The following is a 16,690-nucleotide window of genomic DNA, read 5'->3' as shown; positions in this document are numbered from 1 at the left end:
GGACTCGTGTCGCGGTCGAGCAGCGTCCGGTAGGTTTCGCAGGCGACGTAATTCGCGCTGCAGTGGTTTGCGATGCGCTGCACCGTGGAAACGGAGATGTAGCCGCGGCCGCAATCGCAGCCGCCCGCCTCCCGGCCGTAGTAGGGGCAATGCATGGTCTTCTTCATCAGGTCGTCCAGCAGTTGCGTCTTGGTCATCGCCCTGCCTCCCGGCCACCAGGCCGCGATCGCAAGAAGCGCCCGGGCGGAACACCCGGAAGCCTCGCTCCGGTCCATAGAGCAACAGCCGTGCCAGACGCCGATTACCGTTGGGATCGCACAGCACAAAGTCCTTTTGTTACAGTATATTGCACACGTTACCAACATTATCTGATCATAGGCAGGAGAACTGTCGTCCTCGCATGATCGCGAATGAAGTGCTTGTTGATAAACGGCAGAACTGATATCAGACGGTGCCCGGAAGAAGTCGCGCTCTACGAAACAAATCTATGTCTATTGAGCAGTTGAATGACTTTTCACCAGAAGGTCATGATATTCGCAAGACTGCAAACAGAAGACACTGGATATTCGCAATACTGCAAATATGTCAGGCCAAGTCCTCCTTCCTGATCCCATGCTTCTTGATCTTCCGATAGAGCGTCGCCAGGTTCAGCCCGGCTTCCGCCGCGGCCACCTCCACGTTGCCGCGCGTCTTGCGCAGGAGCGACCGGAAGTACTCCGCCTCGAAGCGGCTCGCGGCCGATGCGAACCCGCCCTCGCCGCCGTCTTCTCCTTCCTCGGCCACAGCGGGCAACTCCCCGGGCACCTCCGCGCTCCCATCCCGCGCGCCGCCCGGGACCTCGATGAACTGGGCGAGCACCGCCTGCCCGACGAGGTCGCCCGACTCGAGCGCGAGACAGCCCTCGACGACGTTCCGCAGCTCGCGGATGTTCCCCGGCCAGGCGTACGCCGAGAGGACGGCCAGCGCCTCGGGCGTGAAGCCGCGGACGGCCGTGCCGAACTTCGCGTTCTGCCGGCGGACGAAGTGCGCCGCCAGCAGCGGGATGTCGGACGAGCGCTCGCGCAGCGGGGGCAGGTGCAGGGTCACCGCGTTGAGCCGGTAGTAGAGGTCCTCGCGGAAGGCGCCCGCCCTGGTCGCCGCCTTGAGGTCGGCGTTCGTCGCGGAAATGATCCGCACGTCCACCTTCCGCGGCGCGGCGTCCCCGATCCGGAGGAACTCGCGTTCCTGGAGAAAACGCAGGAGCGTCTTCTGGACGTCCAGCGGCAGGTTGCCGACCTCGTCGAGGAAGACGGTCCCTCCGTCGGCCGCCTCGAGCAGGCCCTGCCGATCCTCCTTCGCCCCGGTGAACGCCCCGCGGCGGAAGCCGAAGAGCTCGCTCTCGAGCAGCGAGGCCGGCAGCGCCGCGCAGTTGATGGCGACGAAGCGCCCCGCGCGCCGCGGCGAGTTGTGGTGGATCGCCTGCGCGATCAGCTCCTTGCCGGTCCCGGACTCCCCGGTGATGAGCACCGAGAGGTCGCGGACCGCGACCTTCTTCACCTTCTCGAGCACGTCCTTCAGCCCGGTGGCGGCGCCGACGATGTTGTCGAAGCGGAACTCGCCCCCGAGCTCCTCCCGCAGCGAGCGGTTCTCCTCGAGCAGCCGCGTCTGGGAGAGCGCGTTGCCGACGCGGTGGAGCAGCTCCTCCGGCTCGAACGGCTTGGTGATGATGTCGTACGCACCCCGCCGCAACGCCTGGATCGACATCTCCACGGTCGCATACGCGGTGATCATCACCACCGGCACCACCGGGTCCAGCTCCCTGACGCGCCGCAGCACCTCCAGGCCGTCGAGGCCCGGCATCTTGACGTCGGTGATCACCAGGTCCCAGCGCCCCGGCGCGAAGGCCGCCACGGCCTCGAGCGGCTGCGTGCTCACGCCGACCTCGTAGCCGCCGTCGGCGAGGACGGCCTCGACCATGCGGCAGATCCCCTCCTCGTTGTCGATCACGAGCACCCGCTTGCGCGCCGCCATCTAGATCTCCTCGCGCTCGACCGGCAGGCACACCCGCACCGTGGTGCCGACGCCGACCGCGCTCTCGACCGTGATCGTGCCCTGGTGCTGCTCGATGATCCGCCTGGTGATCGCCAGGCCCAGCCCCGTGCCCCGCGCCTTGGTGGTGAAGAACGGCTCGAAGATCTTCTCGAGATTCTCCGGCGCGATGCCGCACCCCTGGTCGCGGACGAAGATCTCCACCCGCGCGGGCCCCGCCGGCGCCGTTCCGACCGTGATGGTCCCGCCCGCCTCCATGGCGGCGCCCGCGTTGAGGATCAGGTTGATCGCGACCTGCCGGATCTGGTCGGGGTCGACGCACACCGGCGGCAGGCCCGGGGCGAACTCCCGCGCGATCCGCACGCGGCTGAGGTCGAGGTGATTGGCCGCGAAGTCCGCGATCTGGTCCAGCAGCGTCGTGAGGTCCGTCTCCTCGAGCGCCGGCTTCGGCGTGCGCGCGTAGCTCAGGAGGTCCTGGACGATCCCCTTGCAGCGCTTGCTCTCGCGGCGGATGTCCTGGATGTAGCGGAAGCTCGGGTCCTTGGGGTCCATCTTGCCCTCGAGGTGCGCCGCGTAGCCCAGGATCACGCCGAGCGGGTTGTTGATCTCGTGGGCGACGGCCGAGGAGAGGACCCCGAGCGACGCCATCTTCTCGTGCTGCGCCAGCGTGGTCTCCATCTCCTGGTTGCGCTCGATGATCCCGACCATGCGGTTGAACGTCGCCGCCAGCTCGCCGAGCTCGTCGTTCGAGCGCACCGGCATCCGCTCGTCCAGTCTCCCGCGCTTGACCCTGCGGATCACGGCGATCATCTGCTCGATCGGGACGGTGAGCACCCGGGAGGCGTGGAAGACGAGGACCGTGCCCACCAGCACCGCGAGCGTCGTGAGCCCGGCCATGCTCCAGAAGATCCGCCCCCGGATCAGGTTGGCCTCGGCGTAGAACTCGTCCTCGTAGGAGCCGACCGCCACGATCCAGTCCCAGGGTTCGAAGTACTCGTAGCGCACGATCTTCATGCGCGGCCGCGCATCCCCGACGTTCTTCCAGGGGTAGCGGATCCAGCCGCTCTTCTTCTCGCAGATCTCGCGGATGAAGGCGCGGCCGCTCTCGTCGCGCGCGTCGATGATGTTCTCGCCTTCGCGGTCGACGTGGATGCGCAGGTCCCCCGCGCTCGAGAGCGCGTAGATGTAGCCGGTCCTGCCGACGCGCTTGCTCTTGAGCCGCGCCTTGAGCTCATCGAAGGCGCGGTTCTCGAAGGCCACGTCCTCGTACGTCTCGTCGAGGTAGCCGCCGGCGGCGACGATCCAGTCCCACTCGCGGAAGTACCGGTAGGCCACGGCCTTCTTGCGCGGGCGCGTGTCGCCGAGCGACGGGTTGCGCCAGGGGTAGACGATGTGCAGCACCTCCCCGGGCGCGGAGGCGCGCGCCGCGGCGCACATCTCGCGGATGAAGTAGCGGCCGCGCTCGTCCCGCTCCCCGGCGATGTTCTGTCCCTCCTGGGCGACGTGCACGGTCAGCAGCCCGTCCCCCGTCATCGCGTAGAGGTAGCCGGTCGCGCCGAGCTTGACGCTCTTGAGCGCCTTGCGGGCCTCGCGCTGCGCGGCCTCGCGGCTGATGCGCCCCGCGCGGCGCTGGCGCTCCTCGCTCTCGACGAGGTTGTAGGCGAGGTTGACGAGGGTCGCCAGCTCGCGGTCGATTCCCTGCTTCTTGTCGGCCCGGTAGACCTCGAACTGCTGGTAGTGCGCGTTGAGCAGATCGATGGCGAAACGCGCCATGTGCTCGAGGTCGTCCTTGCTCGTCTGGGTGATGCCGCGGTAGGCCTGCCGCGTCGCGATGAAGCCGACCACGGTGCCGACCACCAGCGCGGGGAGCGTCGCCAGCGGCAGCACCACGAGGAGCAGCTTCCAGCGCAGCTTCAGATCGTTCAGGCGGCGCACGACGCCCCTGCCGGCGGGCCGGTCCGCGCTGACCGAAGCGCTCATCGCCGCACCTCTGCCGGGGGGGGGCCGAGCCCGTCCGCGCCACCCGCCGTGGACGCGTCGACGCGCGCGTACACGAACGACGCGACGTCCCGGATGGCCGCCTCCAGCGCCGGCTCGGCGGTCCCGCGCGTCATCACGCAGAGGAAGTAGGGCCGCCGGGAATGGTAGACGATGCCGCAGTCGTGGAGCTGCGTCGCGGTCGCCCCACCGGCCGGCTCGGTGTAGATGCCGAACTTGTGGGAGACCGTGGTCCCCGGCGGGACGCCGGCCACGAGCCCGCCGGCGAAGACAGTGTCCGTCAGCAGCCCGAGGGCCGTCTCCGACATCTGCCGGCTGAGGTACGAGGCGTTGTAGAGCACGCGGAAGATCTGCCCGTACGTCTTCGGCGAGATGGGCACGGCCTGGGAGATCACGTCCGCTGGCGCGGCGAGCCCGAGGTCGTGGTAGATCTGGCGCAAGACGCGGCGATCGACCAGGCGGTTGAGCAGCATCAGGGAGTAGTTGTCCGAGAGCGCCCCCGTCCGCGCGAGCAGTTCCCTGACCGTGTACTCCTTCCCGGCCTCCAGCGGCGCGCCCGGGTCGAACCCCGCGATCACGCCGCCCTCGAGCGCCCCCTGGAACCGGACCGTGCGGTCGAGGAAGGCGGGGTCCGCCTCCGCCTGTTTCAGGCAGGCGATGATCGTCGGCAGCTTCAGCAGGCTCCCCGGGGCGAACGGCCGGTCTTCGCCGACGCCGACCCACGGCCCGTTGTCGAGGTCGCGGAAGTACACGGAGACCTCCCGGACCGTGCCGCCGCGCAGGAGGTCCGCGACGCGGCCCTCGAGTTCGTGCTGGAACGAGGGCAGCTCCCGGCCGTGGCGGTACCCGTGGACCTCGCAGTCCAGGAGCGGGTTGGTCAGGCCGCTGCGCCCGCCCCGGATCTCATAGGCGTTGTCCGGCCGCACCTGCAGCGAGCGCAGCGCGTAACCGAGCGCGACGCCGAGCACAACCAGACCGGCGGCAAGCGCCACCGCTGTCGCGGGGGAGAGACGCCGCAGCATGTCCGTACTTAGCCGAGGCAGATCGAGAGGCGACCGCGCACGTTCGATGCATCCCTTTCCGCGCCCACCGTCCCCCCTCCGGTCGCCTGCGCCGCAGTATGGCGCAAGAAACCCGACCGGGCAACCGGCTGACGGGCGGCTACCCGTTCCCCGCCGCAGGACCTATCTTCCCGTTATCAGCGGGCGCGCCGCGACGGGCGGCCCCCCCCCTGAGCAGGTGGTCGCCGGCAGCGTCAACCCTTCGGGAAAGGAAAGGACCATGCGCAAGTCATTGCTCGCCGTCCTCCTCGGCACGGCCCTCGTCGTGGCCGCCGCGATACCGGCGGCGCGCGCCGAGGTCGACTTCGGCTTCTTCTTCTCCTCGCTCTCGCCGTACGGCGCCTGGGCGGAGCGCGAGGGGTTCGGCTGGGTCTGGACGCCCGCCGGGATGCCGATCGGCTGGCGCCCGTACACGACCGGCTACTGGGCCTACACCGACGACGGCATGATGTGGATCGCCGAGGAGCCCTGGGGCGACATCCCCTTCCACTACGGGCGCTGGGCCTACGACCAGGACATCGGCTGGTTCTGGGTGCCGGACACCGTCTGGGCGCCCGCCTGGGTCGCGTGGCGCGTCGGCGGCGGCTTCGTCGGCTGGGCGCCGCTGCCGCCGCCGATCGGCTTCGACATCCGCGCGGGCTTCGCCTTCGGGGGGTTCGGCTTCGAGGACATCGACGCCTTCTTCTGGAACTTCGTGCCGCAGCGCAGCTGCTTCGACCACGATCTGTGGCGGTCCTTCGTCGCGCGGCCCCGCGTCACCGGCGTCTTCCGCGCGACGAAAATCGTCAGGAACCGCTTCGATATGGACCACGGCCGGGTGAGGGACCGCACCTTCTCCGACGACACGTTCCGGCGCTGGGGCGGCAGGCCGGAAAAGCTGCGCGTCCGCGACGAGAACGCGGAGTTCGAGGGGCGCCGCCACGAGGTCCGCGGCAACGAGCTGCGCATCTACCGCCCGACCGTCCAACGGCGCTTCCCCGCGCCGCCGCAGAACCGCCCCCCCGAGGAACGCGCCGGGGCCCCGCGCGGCTACCAGAACGAGCGCGAGGAGCTCATCAAGCGCCAGGTGCAGGAGCGCGAGCTGCTCCAGCAGCTGCACCAGCGCGAACTGGAGCAGGAGAAGCAGCCGAAGGCGCAGGCGCCGCTGCGCTACCGCCAGCAGCTGGAGCGCAACCAGATGGGCGACGAGCACAACCGGCAGATCCGGCAGCTGGAGCGGCGCTACCCGGACAAGGAGCGCTTCCCCTACTAGCGGCCGGTTCGCCGGCGCGGCGCGGCGCGGCGCGCGGCCAGGCCTAGCCGCCCTCCCCCGGTGGTGCGGGGGCGGCCGCCCGGATCGCGGCGATCAGGTCCTCGCACGGCCCCCCCTTGGTGAGGTATGCCGCGGCGCCCGCGTCGCGCATGGCCTGCGCGACCTCCGGGTCGATGTGCATCGAGAGCCCGATCACCTTGAGGCTCGCGTTCTGCGCGAGGATGCGGCGCGTCGCCTCCATCCCGCTCATCCCGTCGAGGTTGACGTCGATGATCACGACGTCCGGGGCGAGGCGCGCCACGAGTTCGATCGCCTCCGGGCCGCCCGCCGCCTCGCCGACGACCTCGATGCCGCGCTCGAACGCGAGGAGGCCCCGCAGCCCCTCCCGCATGATCCGGTGGTCGTCGACGATCAGCACCCGGCAGTCCCGGTCCTTGCGCCCCACCCGCAGCTGCTGGCGTCGCTCCCCGCTTGCCTGCTCCATCGGCACATCCCCCCCTCCTGGTTTCGCGTCCGCGGCGATCGGCGCCGTCAGCGTGACGCGCGTCCCCTGCCCCGGGCTGCTTTCGATCGTCATGCGGCCGCCGACGTAGGCCAGCCGCTCCCGGATGCTGAACAGCCCGAAGGTCACCGAGTCGGCATCCCGCCCGGCGAGCGTGGACGCCTCGAAGCCCCGGCCCCGATCCTGAACCGTCAGCTCCACGTCGTCCGCGCCCGCGCGCCGCAGCAGCAGCTGCGCCTCCGCGACCCCCGCGTGCTTCGCCGCGTTCAGGAGCAGCTCTCGCGCGCACTCGAAGAGCAGCACCCGCGTCTCCTCACCGGCGGGCTCGGCGCCCTTCTCCGCGTGCACCTCGACCGCGATGCGGTGCTGCTCGCCCATCCTCTTGGCGAGCCAGTTCAGGCCCGCCACCAGGCCGGCTTCGTACACCACGGGCGGGCACAGGTCAACGGCGAGCGACCGCGACGCCGCGAGCGCCTCGAGCAGGATCGCGTCGGCGCTCTGGAGACAGGCCTGCCGGCGCTCGGGGCTGCTCTCGCGCCGCAGGGACTCCAGCTGCATGCGCGCCACCACCAGGAACTGCTGGATGTGGTCGTGGAGGATGCGCGCGAGCCGCTTGCGCTCGCGCTGCTCCGACTGCGCCAGTCGCGCGGCCAGCGCCCGCAGCTGGTCGGCCAGGCGATTGGCCTCAGCCGTCCGCCACGCCACCCGCTGCTCGAGCGTCTCGTTGAGCTCGCGCAGCCGCTGCTCCGCGAGCTTGCGCTTCGTCACGTCCTGCGTGATGCCGAAGCCGCCCATCAGCTCGCCGGCCGCATCGAGCTCCAGGAAGGCCCGCTCGCGAACCCACTTGACCCGCCCGTCGACGATGATGCGGTGCTCGACGTCGTAGAGCGACCCCCGCATGCCGGCCTGCCATGCGCGGTCGACGTGCGCGCGATCCTCCGGGTGCACCAGCCCGAGGAAGGTCTCGTAGGTCAGCGGCGTGCCCTCGGGCAGCCCGAAGATGCGGTGATTCTCGCGCGACCACGTCAGCACGTCGTGCCGGACATCCAGGCGCCAGCTGCCGATCTGCCCGACCTCCTGGGCGCGCGCCAGGTCCTCCCGGCTCCGACGCAGCTCTTCCTCGGCGCTGAACTTCGCGACGGCGACGCCCAGGTACCCCGCGAGGCGCTCCCAGAACGCGATGCCCTCCGCGCTGAAGCACCCCGGACGGCGGTCGTTGAACTGGATGAGACCCAGCCGCTCGCGGCCCATCACCAGCGGGATCAGGGCCACCGACTCGTACCCCTCGCCGTTGCAGCGGTTGCGCGTGCGGGCCTGCCGGTCAGCCTCGTTGGTGCTGGCCAGCACCTGCGTCGTGCTGTTCGTCCAGAAGCTGCCCGCGGCGGTGAAGAACGGCTGCGCGGGGTCGAAACGGCCAAGGATCACGTTGCCGCACATGCACTCGAGGACCGGGTTGCACGCCGTGTCGCGCCGCAGCCTGCCGTCGGGCTCGCGGGAGCAGAGGCTGTCCTCGAGCTGCACGAACGACCGCGGGAAGCCCACCGTCTCATAGTAGGGGAAGTCCGGGCCCCTGCGCAGCCTGATGCCGACGGCCTCGCAGCCGGAGAGGCGCTGAAGGAACGCCGTCGCCCCCCTGATCAGCTCGGGGAGCCCGGCGCTCTCGTTGATCAGCCGCAGGAAGTCCGCCGCGGTCCGGATCGCCTCCTCGGCCGCCCGGAACTCGGTGATGTCCTCCTGGGCGAACACCGCGCCGCGGACCTCCCCCTCTCCGAGGAAGGGGACGGCGTTGATCAGCAGTCGGCGCACCCTGCCCCGCCGGTCGTCCATCAGGTACTCCGCCCCCAACACCGTCTCGCCGCGCAGCGCCCGTGAGGAGGGCATGTTCGCGGCGGTGAGCGGCGTGCCGTCGGGAAGCCGCGCGTGGAGCCGCCGCGCGATGTCCTCGCGCGGCGCCCCGACCGGATCGAAGCCGAAGAACTCGACGACCGCCGGGTTCGCCTTGAGCCACCTCCCGTCGGGCGCGTGGAGCGACACGAGATAGGGGATGGCCCGGAAGATCGCGTCCAGCGTCCGCTCGCTCTCGCGCAGCGCCTCCTCGGCCCGGGTGCGCTCGGTGACGTCGACCATCGCGCAGAGGCGACCCGGGCGGCCGGCGAAGGGAACGGAGCTGACCGTGATATCGACGGCGATCTCGGCGCCGTCCCTGCGCCAGTGGCGGTGGACGCCGACGCCCGCCTCCCGCGACCCGCGCTGGGTCTCGATCACCGCGCGCACCCGCTCCCGCTCTTCGGGGGGGCGCACGTCGAGGATCGTCATCGCGAGGAACTCCTCGCGCGACCAGCCGTAGTGGCGCACCGCCGCCTCGTTGACGGCGAGGAACCGGTACGTCTCCTCGTCGAAGACCCACATCGGGGTGGGGTTCCTCTCGAAGAGCAGGCGGTAGCGGGTCTCGCTCTCGCGCGCGGCCTCCTCGGCGCGCCTGCGCTCGGCCGCCTCGGCGGTGCGCCTGCGGACCTCGCGGCGGAGGCTGAGGGTCCAGAGCGCGCCGAGCACCGAGAGCAGAAGCATCGCGCCGGCCGCGGGGGCGAGGTAGGGCCTGAGCCGCACCCAGGGGTCGTCGACCGCGAGCCACTTCTCGTAGATGCGGTTGTACCCGCCGCTGGCCTTGACGATGAGGAGCCCCTCGTTGAGCTTCTCGAGCAGGTCGGCGTCGCCCTTCTTCACGGCGAACGAGAAGACGCGCTTGTAGTCGGGAATCGGCGGCCCCGCGACCAGGCCGCGCAGCCGGCGCTCGCGGATCTCCAGCTCGCCGAGGAGGCGCGGGTAGAGCAGGGCGTCGCATCTGCCGGCGACGAGCAGCGAGAACATCTCCGCGGTCGAGTCGACGGGGACCAGCGCCCCGCGGAACCGGCGCTCGACCAGCGCGTGGTGGGCGGCGTCCGAGCGCAGCACGGCGATGACCTTGCCCTGCGCCTGTTCGATCGTCGCCGGCGCCGGGTCGCCGCGGCGCACAAAGAAGGCATCGAAGGTCTCGGTGTGAGGCAGCCCGAAATCCACCTGGGACATGCGGCTCGGCAGGCGCGCGACGACCGGGAGTGCGTCGAGCTCGCCTGCGACGAGGCCGTTCCACGCGGCGTCCCAGGTGCTGGGGACGATGCGGATCCGCAGCCCCATGGTCTGGGCGACGGCGCGGATGAGGTCGATCCCCAGCCCCGCGGGTCGCCCCTGCTCGTCGACGAAGGAGTACGGCCGGAAGTCCCGCTCGGCGCCGACCTGGATCTCCCGCGGGGCCGGTTCCGCGGCACGGGTCGCGCCGGCGCCGGGAGCACACACGGCGACCGCGACGGCCAGCAACGCCGCCGTGCGCGCGCGAAGGGTCAGGAACGGACCGGATGTCATGCTGTCCTCGCTGGACCGTGGACGGCCACCCCTGCCGCCCGCCGTGACGCCGCAGACTGCGCTCGTCCGCATTCTCCGGGCGGGCGGGGGCGAAGTCAAGGCCGGCAGTCCGCTTGGGGGGCGCAACGCCCGTCAGCGTCGCTCCCGCTGCATCTTCTCCCAGATCTCCGGGTAGAGCGCCTGCGTGCACTCGGGGCAGAGGCCGTGGCTGAACTCCGCCTCCGTGTGGGCGCTGATGTAGGACTCGATCTGCTGCCAGTACCCCTCGCCACCGCGGATCCGCTTGCACCGGGAGCAGATCGGCAGGAAGCCGCGCAGGACCTTGACCTCCGCGAGGGACTGCTGGAGCTCGTGGACGAGGCGCTCGCGCTCGGCCTCGAAGCGCTCGCGGTTCTCGACCATCTCGTTGAAGACCGCCGCCAGCTCGCCGACCTCGTCGCGGGTCCTGATGCCCACCTTCTCCTGGGTCTCGCCGCGGCCGAAGCGCTCTGCCGCCAGGGCCAGGGTGGCCAGCGGCCGCATGAACAGGCGGGACAGGCCGATCGCGGCCACGGTGCCGACGACCAGCGTCAGGACCGCGAAGGCCACGATCAGCAGCACGATCTCGTGCACGTCCTTGTGGATCGCGCTCTCCGAGAAGCCGACCCGGAGCACGCCGATCTCGCCCCGCAGCAGCGGGACCGCGATGTCGATCACCTTCCCCCGGTCGGTGTCCAGCTCCTTCGCGGACGACTTCGCGAGCGGGCTGACCGGGTGCGCCATCCTCAGCGCGGCGGGCACGGGCCCGGGGAAGGTCTGGACCAGCTCGCGCCCGTCCTCGGCGACGACGAACGCGTACACGAAGTCGGTCTCCGAGTCCTGGAGGTCCCGGAACGCCATCGCCACCTCGAAGTAGCGCTCGGTGATGATGGGATTGACGGCGTCCGCGGCCACCTTGCGCGCGATCGCCACGCCTTTCTCCTGGAGCTTGTCGACGAGCCTGCGGCTGATGACCGTCTCGGCGAAGATCACCATGGCCAGCGCGAAGAAGACCGTGGTCGCGAGCTGGCTGACGACGATCTTCGTCCGCAGGCTGTGGAGGGGCATCGCGCGGTCCTCACCGTCCCGGCTTCTGGCGGGCGATCCAGTCCTGCATCTCGCGGACGGAGTCGTAGTCGGCGTCGCTGATCGGGACGAAGCGGTCGATCCGCATCTTGGCGAGGATCTCGCGCCCGCGCGGGTCGGCGTCGGCGCCGAGGAACGCCGCGCGCAGGCGTTCCTTGAGCGCGGGGGCCAGGGTGCGGGGGACCGCCACCGGGGGGATGGCGTACGGCGGGGACTTCTCGATGACGCGCGTCCGCGACGCGAACCCGGGGTCCGTCGCGTTCAGGAACTCCCAGATCAGGCTGTCGACGGCGGCCCCGTCCACCGCCTCCTGGGCGACCGCCTTGATGGACTTGTCGTGCGCCTTCGTGAAGACGAACTCCCTGAAGAAGGACTCCGGCGTCTCGTTCATCCGCGCCAGCATGTAGGTGGGCACCAGCTTGCCCGTGTTGGAGAGCGGGTCGGTGAAGGCGAAGCGCTTGCCGCGCAGCCCGGCGAAGGAGCGGACCGCGCTGCCCTTGGGCACGATGATGTAGGAGTGATAGACGGTCTTCCCGTAGGCCTGCGGCGCGGCGAGCAGCTCGAGGCCGAAGTCCCGGTGGCCGTCGACGTACGGGCCGCTGCACACGAAGGCCGCCTCGAGCTGGCCGTTCCTGAGCATCTCGTTGATCTCCGCGTAGCCCTCGCGGTCCACGTAGTCGACCTTGACGCCGATCTTCTCCTGGATGTAGCGGAGGAAATCGCGGTAGTAGGCCATGCCCTCTTTCGGCGTGATCATCCCGCCGACGGCGATCCGCACGTGCGGCGCCTCCGGCTGCGGACTGCTCCCGGGCGGCCCCGGGGCGCTCTCCAGCGCGATCTTCGGCTCCTCCCTCGCGCACCCGGGGAGCAACGCGAGCACCAGCGCCAGGACCAGCAGGGGCGTGCGGTTCCCTCGCATCATGGACTGCCTCCCTTCAAGTGAGAGGACGTATGTCCCGAACGCTCCGGGGGCGCTTCTTCCGGCTCGCCGACCGCATTGCGCCATTTGTCACATGATCATTGTCAGGCCGCCACCACATTCCGTCAAGGTGCTGCCAGCCGGGGCGCGCGCCGCGATCGTGGTAGCATCGACCGCGTGAAAGTGACGGCGTCAACAGCCCTTGTGGCGCTCATGCTGGCGGCTCCAACGGCAGCGGCGGCAGCGCCCGGCACCGGTCTCCCGGGAGTCGCCGCGGCCGGTCAGGCGAATCCCTCGGACCGGGGGGCGGCGCCGACACCGGCCGAGAGCGGCAAAGAGATCCACGGCGACGTCCCCGCGGCCCGCGGCTCCGCGCGCCTCTACACCCTCGTCGTCCCGGACGATGCCGTGCAGGTGGACGTGGCGGTGACGAGCCCGGACGGCGAGGTGGGGCTGCGGGCGGTCAGCGGAGAGGCCACGCCGGCGCGCGACGACGACTGGACGTGGACGGCCGGACCGGAGGGGACGCGGGCGGAGCTGGCCCTGACGCGCCACGCCGAGAGCGCGCTGAACCCCGGCGCCCTGCTCGTCGAAGTGCGGTCGCTCGCCGCTGCCGGCCGCCGCGGAGCGAGGCGACTGGTGCCGTTCACGTTGCGCGTCGACGTGACCCGCCTGCAGGCGCCGCGCGCCGTGGCCGCCGGCGCCGGCGTGGACGAGGCGACGTCGCCCGGGGCCGGCCACCGACGCGACTTCGTCCTCGACATCCCGGCCGGCGTGACGGCCCTGCGCATCGACCTCGTGGACGCCGGGCGCGACCTCGACCTCGCCGCGTCGTCCCTGGGCCCGCCGCTCGGCACCGACGACGCGCAGTGGGAGGCCGCAACGACCGTCGCCCGCGAGAGCCTGATCATCGACCGCGGCTCGCAGCCACCGCTCGCGGCCACCGGCAGGCTCTGGTTCGCGGTCCTCGACCCCTCGCTCTACGACGCGCCGGTCAAGTTCCGCGCCGTCGTCTCCTCCGGCGTCGCCCCACCCGCGGAGGCGCTCGCGCTGCCGGAACTGCCGCGCCCGGCCGACCCGCGGGAGCTGGCGCTCGCCGCGGCGGTCGAGATCGTCGGCGGCGACGGCTCCGGCTCCGGCACGATCGTCTCGTCCGACGGCCTCGTGCTCACGGCGAGCCACGTCGTCGGCGACCGCGCTCAGGCCGACGCCGAGGTCGTGATCGGGATGAACCTGGACGCGACGAGCATCACGCGCGACCTCTTCCGGGCGCGGCTGGTGCGCTCGGACGAGCGGCTCGACGTCGCGCTGCTGCGCATCACCTCGGGGCTCTACGGCCAGCCGTTGCCGCCGGGCTACCGCTTCCCGGCCTGCCCGGTGGCGCCCGACGGCGTGCCCCGCCTCGGCGACGAACTGGTCACGATCGGCTTCCCGGAGGCGGGCGGCACCGGCACGCGCGCCCCCGTGATGCTCAGCCGGGGCGTGGTCTCCGGGTTCGAGCGCGAGCGCGGCGGGCTGCGGATCAAGACCGATGCGTTCGTGGCCTCCGGCTCCTCGGGCGGCGCCGCGCTCGACGCGCGCTACCGCCTCGTCGGCGTGCCGGTGTTCACGATGAGCGACAGCGACCGAGCCGCGCTCCTGGGCTTCCTCGTGCCCGTCACGGAGCTGCCGCGGGAGTGGCGGGCGCTCATCGGGAAGTAGAAGAGCCGAAGCGCGGGGGGGCGGCAGAGGTCACTTCTCGGGGTCGGGTAGCGTCCCCGTCTCGTGCTCCTCGAAGACCTCGAGGACCTGGTCGATCCCGAACTCGATCGTCATCGCGAGATAGTCGTGGATCGCCTGACGGAACGGCGCGGCCTCGGGGTCACGACCGACGATCTCCACGCTCGCCCGTCGCAGCGCCTGGAGGGAGGCGACGAGGTTCTCCACCTGGTAGCCCTCCCGGTGGCGGTGCTCCGCGAGGTTGCGGCAGAAGGCCATGAAGCCGCCCTTCGTCCCCGTCCGGACGGCGTCCATGAGGTTGCGCAGCAGCAGGCCGGAGTGGTACTCGCGCTCCTCGGGCTTCATGCCGCTGTAGCGCGCGAGCGCGGGATCGGCGCCCGGCCCCTGGAAACGCGCGGCGTGGGCGGCGGCGATCTCCGCCGCGTGCCGCCGCACGATGCGGAAGACGGCGTAGTTGGGGCGGACCAGGTGGTGCTCGAGCGCCTCGGCGTTGCGGCGGACCCACTCCACCCTGTCGGAGCGCTTGTTCTCGACCATGTACGGGACGCGGCTGAGCAGACCGAGCCGCGGATGCGGTTCCCAGCCCAGGATCCGCCGGGTGCGGCTGGCGTCGACCCAGAGGAACGTGTCGATGTAGCGCGCCATCCAGGTCCGCTCGAACGGCCGCTGCCCCCGCATCCTGCCGACGAGGTCGTTGAGCGCGATCCCCGGGCCGGCGAGGAAGGCCGGCACCAGGATCGGCGGCCGCGTGCCGACGCGCGCGTACGCGGTCGCCGCCTCGTACAGCTCGCGGTGCGACACTGCGCCGTCGGCGCTCGCCAGCAGCGTCACGGCCCGCTCGAGGCCGTCCATCCGCTCGAGCAGCCGCAGAAAGAACGAGACGGCGTCGCGCACGTGCAGGTACGGCGTGGAGGTCTCGCCGCGTCCGCCGAGGACGCGGGCGTTCCAGGCGTTCGACAGCCAGGTCTCCATCATGAAGTACAGCGGCGGGAACTCGCACCAGTCCGAGAACAGCGCGGCGAGCCGCACGTTCACCGTCGGGAAGTCGCGGGAGCGCTCGCGGACCAGCTCCTCGCCGATGCGCTTGGTCCGGGCGTAGATGTGCTCGCCGTCGGCCGGCGCGTCCTCGTCCAGCGGCGCGCGGTCGCGGCGCACGCGGACCGCGCCCGCCGAGCTGGCGAAGACGAAGCGGCGCAGCCCGAGCGTGCGGCAGACGTCGAGGACGTTGCGCAACCCGACGACATTCGTGCGCTCGTACTCCGGGTCCTCCTCGCCGGTGAAGTCGTAGTACGCGGCGAGGTGGATGAAGTAGTCCACGCGTCCGCCGGCGCGGATCTCGGCGAAGGTCTCCTCGACGGCGGCGGCGTCCCCGAGGTCGATCTGGAACCAGCTCATGTTCTCGTGGTCGGGCACATACGCCTCCGCCCGGGGCCGCCGGTCGATCCCGACGACACGGGCGCGGGAGAGCAGCGAACCCACCAGCCGCCGGCCCAGGAAGCCCGAGCCGCCGGTGACGATGACCCTCGGCAGCGTGCTCACGATGCCCCTCCCTCCGTCTCGCCCCCCGACCCCGACCGGCGTTCCGCCGGGGTCCGTCCCGCCGACATTGTCCCACGGCCGGCGCCTTTCGGGAATCGGGTGGCGCCCGGGAGCGGGCGCGCCGGCGGGAAACGCAGTTCGGCCCGGCATTGACCCCTGCCCGCCGGAGGCCGGAACGCTTCGCACGGGTCTGCCATAGCGGCCCGGGATGTGTCGCGGGGGCATGTTCCCAGATGCCTTCAGGCTGCCTCATGCCGCAGAAGTTCACCAATCTTCCGCCACCGAGGGGCTAAAGACGGTCTATTTCTCCACAAGCATGATTCCGAAGTTTTGTCATGGACTGACACCGTAACTGACTGTTTTTGCGTGATTGTCATCGCTTGACTTCCTATCCACAATTCCTAGTGATTGTGACGGAAATCACTCGACGTCCTTCTCCACACCCTCTAGATTGGCGCTCCAGAGAGGAGGGAACTAAACAACAATGATTGGTTTCATAGTGAATCGGTGGGGGCTCGAGAATCTCGAAAGACAGCGAGCCCCCGGCCGGCGCCGGGAATGCGCCAAGAACAAGGAAGGGGGATGCGGCAGGATGGCTGGCAGGAACCGGGCCGGGCAACGTCCGTAACGCTCCAAAGGAGAAGAACCGAATGAAGCATGTCTTGAGATTCGCACTGGCTGCCGCCTTGGCCATCGGGGCTCTGGCCCATGGCACCGCGGCGCACGCCAACGGCACTTGGTACAACAATTTCCACACGGCTTATCCGGCAGCAGTCGGATCGAGGATCGACTCCTGTTCTCTCTGCCACACGGCCTCGATCCCCTCGCTGAACCCCTACGGGAGCGCGTACGCGGCCGCAGGGCACAATTTCACGACGATCGCGCCAGCGGACTCCGATGGTGACGGGTTCGCCAATGGCGTGGAGATCGCCGCGTTCTTCTTCCCGGGCGACCCGGCCGACCATCCGGCCACGCCGCCGCCCGATACCACGGCGCCGACGGTGAGCAACTTCGCGATCCCTGCCACCTCGACGAGCCTGACGGTGTCCATCACCACGCTCACCGCCAGCGACAACGTCGGCGTGACCGGCTTCCTGGTCAACGAGAGCGCCACCAAGCCTGCCGCCACGGCCGCGGGCTGGGCGGCGACCGCGCCGGCCAGCTACACC

The 16,690-nt window shown here is 70.6% G+C and carries 10 protein-coding genes; 3 read left to right on the top strand and 7 right to left on the bottom strand.

All coding sequences use genetic code 11. The features are described from left to right. Nucleotides 1–585: 585 nt before the first annotated feature. From VI078_00450 to VI078_00440, 3 genes are read right to left on the bottom strand one after another with little or no spacing between them, the layout of a single operon-like run. Complete coding sequence (locus VI078_00450; GenBank protein ID HEY5997757.1) at nt 586–2,010, bottom strand: sigma-54 dependent transcriptional regulator; 1,425 nt, start codon at nt 2,008–2,010, stop codon at nt 586–588. After that, the gene (locus tag VI078_00445) at nt 2,011–4,008 is read right to left on the bottom strand and encodes a cache domain-containing protein (GenBank protein HEY5997756.1); all 1,998 of its coding nucleotides are present in this window, start codon (nt 4,006–4,008) and stop codon (nt 2,011–2,013) included. Next, a complete protein-coding gene (locus tag VI078_00440) occupies nt 4,005–5,048 on the bottom strand; it encodes a serine hydrolase (GenBank protein ID HEY5997755.1) in 1,044 nt (347 codons plus the stop codon). The genes VI078_00445 and VI078_00440 overlap by 4 nt, the downstream gene beginning before the upstream one ends. 259 nt (nt 5,049–5,307) lie before the next feature. On the opposite strand from VI078_00440, the gene VI078_00435 reads away from it, so the two are divergent. Beyond that, complete coding sequence (locus tag VI078_00435; protein HEY5997754.1) at nt 5,308–6,339, top strand: cell envelope integrity protein TolA; 1,032 nt, start codon at nt 5,308–5,310, stop codon at nt 6,337–6,339. Nucleotides 6,340–6,382: 43 nt separating this feature from the next. On the opposite strand, the gene VI078_00430 is transcribed toward VI078_00435, so the two are convergent. The 3 genes from VI078_00430 to phnD all read right to left on the bottom strand — a co-directional run bounded on the left by VI078_00430 (nt 6,383) and on the right by phnD (nt 12,266). Next, nucleotides 6,383–10,240 (bottom strand): PAS domain S-box protein, encoded by a 3,858-nt coding sequence (locus VI078_00430; protein HEY5997753.1) that lies wholly within the window; start codon nt 10,238–10,240, stop codon nt 6,383–6,385. Between the two features lie 132 nt (nt 10,241–10,372). Beyond that, nucleotides 10,373–11,326, bottom strand: coding sequence for a HAMP domain-containing protein (locus tag VI078_00425; protein ID HEY5997752.1), 954 nt, complete (start codon nt 11,324–11,326; stop codon nt 10,373–10,375). A gap of 10 nt (nt 11,327–11,336) precedes the next feature. Further along, on the bottom strand, nt 11,337–12,266 hold the full coding sequence (gene phnD, locus VI078_00420; protein ID HEY5997751.1) for a phosphate/phosphite/phosphonate ABC transporter substrate-binding protein: 930 nt from the start codon (nt 12,264–12,266) through the stop codon (nt 11,337–11,339). 174 nt (nt 12,267–12,440) lie between these two features. Here phnD and VI078_00415 point away from each other — a divergent pair, with 174 nt between their 5' ends. Continuing rightward, nucleotides 12,441–13,964, top strand: coding sequence for a trypsin-like peptidase domain-containing protein (locus VI078_00415; GenBank protein HEY5997750.1), 1,524 nt, complete (start codon nt 12,441–12,443; stop codon nt 13,962–13,964). A gap of 30 nt (nt 13,965–13,994) precedes the next feature. On the opposite strand, the gene VI078_00410 is transcribed toward VI078_00415, so the two are convergent. Then, complete coding sequence (locus tag VI078_00410) at nt 13,995–15,521, bottom strand: NAD(P)-dependent oxidoreductase (GenBank protein HEY5997749.1); 1,527 nt, start codon at nt 15,519–15,521, stop codon at nt 13,995–13,997. 650 nt (nt 15,522–16,171) lie between these two features. Here VI078_00410 and VI078_00405 point away from each other — a divergent pair. Then, the coding region (locus tag VI078_00405) for a hypothetical protein (protein ID HEY5997748.1) at nt 16,172–16,690 on the top strand (519 nt) is incomplete at its 3' end.

This window comes from bacterium (assembly GCA_036524115.1).
GTDB lineage: Bacteria > JAUVQV01 > JAUVQV01 > JAUVQV01 > DATDCY01 > DATDCY01.
Note: the sequence above shows the minus strand (reverse complement) of the source record. Positions and strands in the feature narration are given on the sequence as shown.

Coding starts and splice junctions, on each gene's coding strand:
- VI078_00430 (HEY5997753.1), bottom strand. CDS start 10,240: ATGACATCCGGTCCGTTCCTGACCCTTCGCGCGCGCACGGCGGCGTTG.
- phnD (HEY5997751.1), bottom strand. CDS start 12,266: ATGATGCGAGGGAACCGCACGCCCCTGCTGGTCCTGGCGCTGGTGCTC.
- VI078_00425 (HEY5997752.1), bottom strand. CDS start 11,326: ATGCCCCTCCACAGCCTGCGGACGAAGATCGTCGTCAGCCAGCTCGCG.
- VI078_00445 (HEY5997756.1), bottom strand. CDS start 4,008: ATGAGCGCTTCGGTCAGCGCGGACCGGCCCGCCGGCAGGGGCGTCGTG.
- VI078_00435 (HEY5997754.1), top strand. CDS start 5,308: ATGCGCAAGTCATTGCTCGCCGTCCTCCTCGGCACGGCCCTCGTCGTG.
- VI078_00440 (HEY5997755.1), bottom strand. CDS start 5,048: ATGCTGCGGCGTCTCTCCCCCGCGACAGCGGTGGCGCTTGCCGCCGGT.
- VI078_00450 (HEY5997757.1), bottom strand. CDS start 2,010: ATGGCGGCGCGCAAGCGGGTGCTCGTGATCGACAACGAGGAGGGGATC.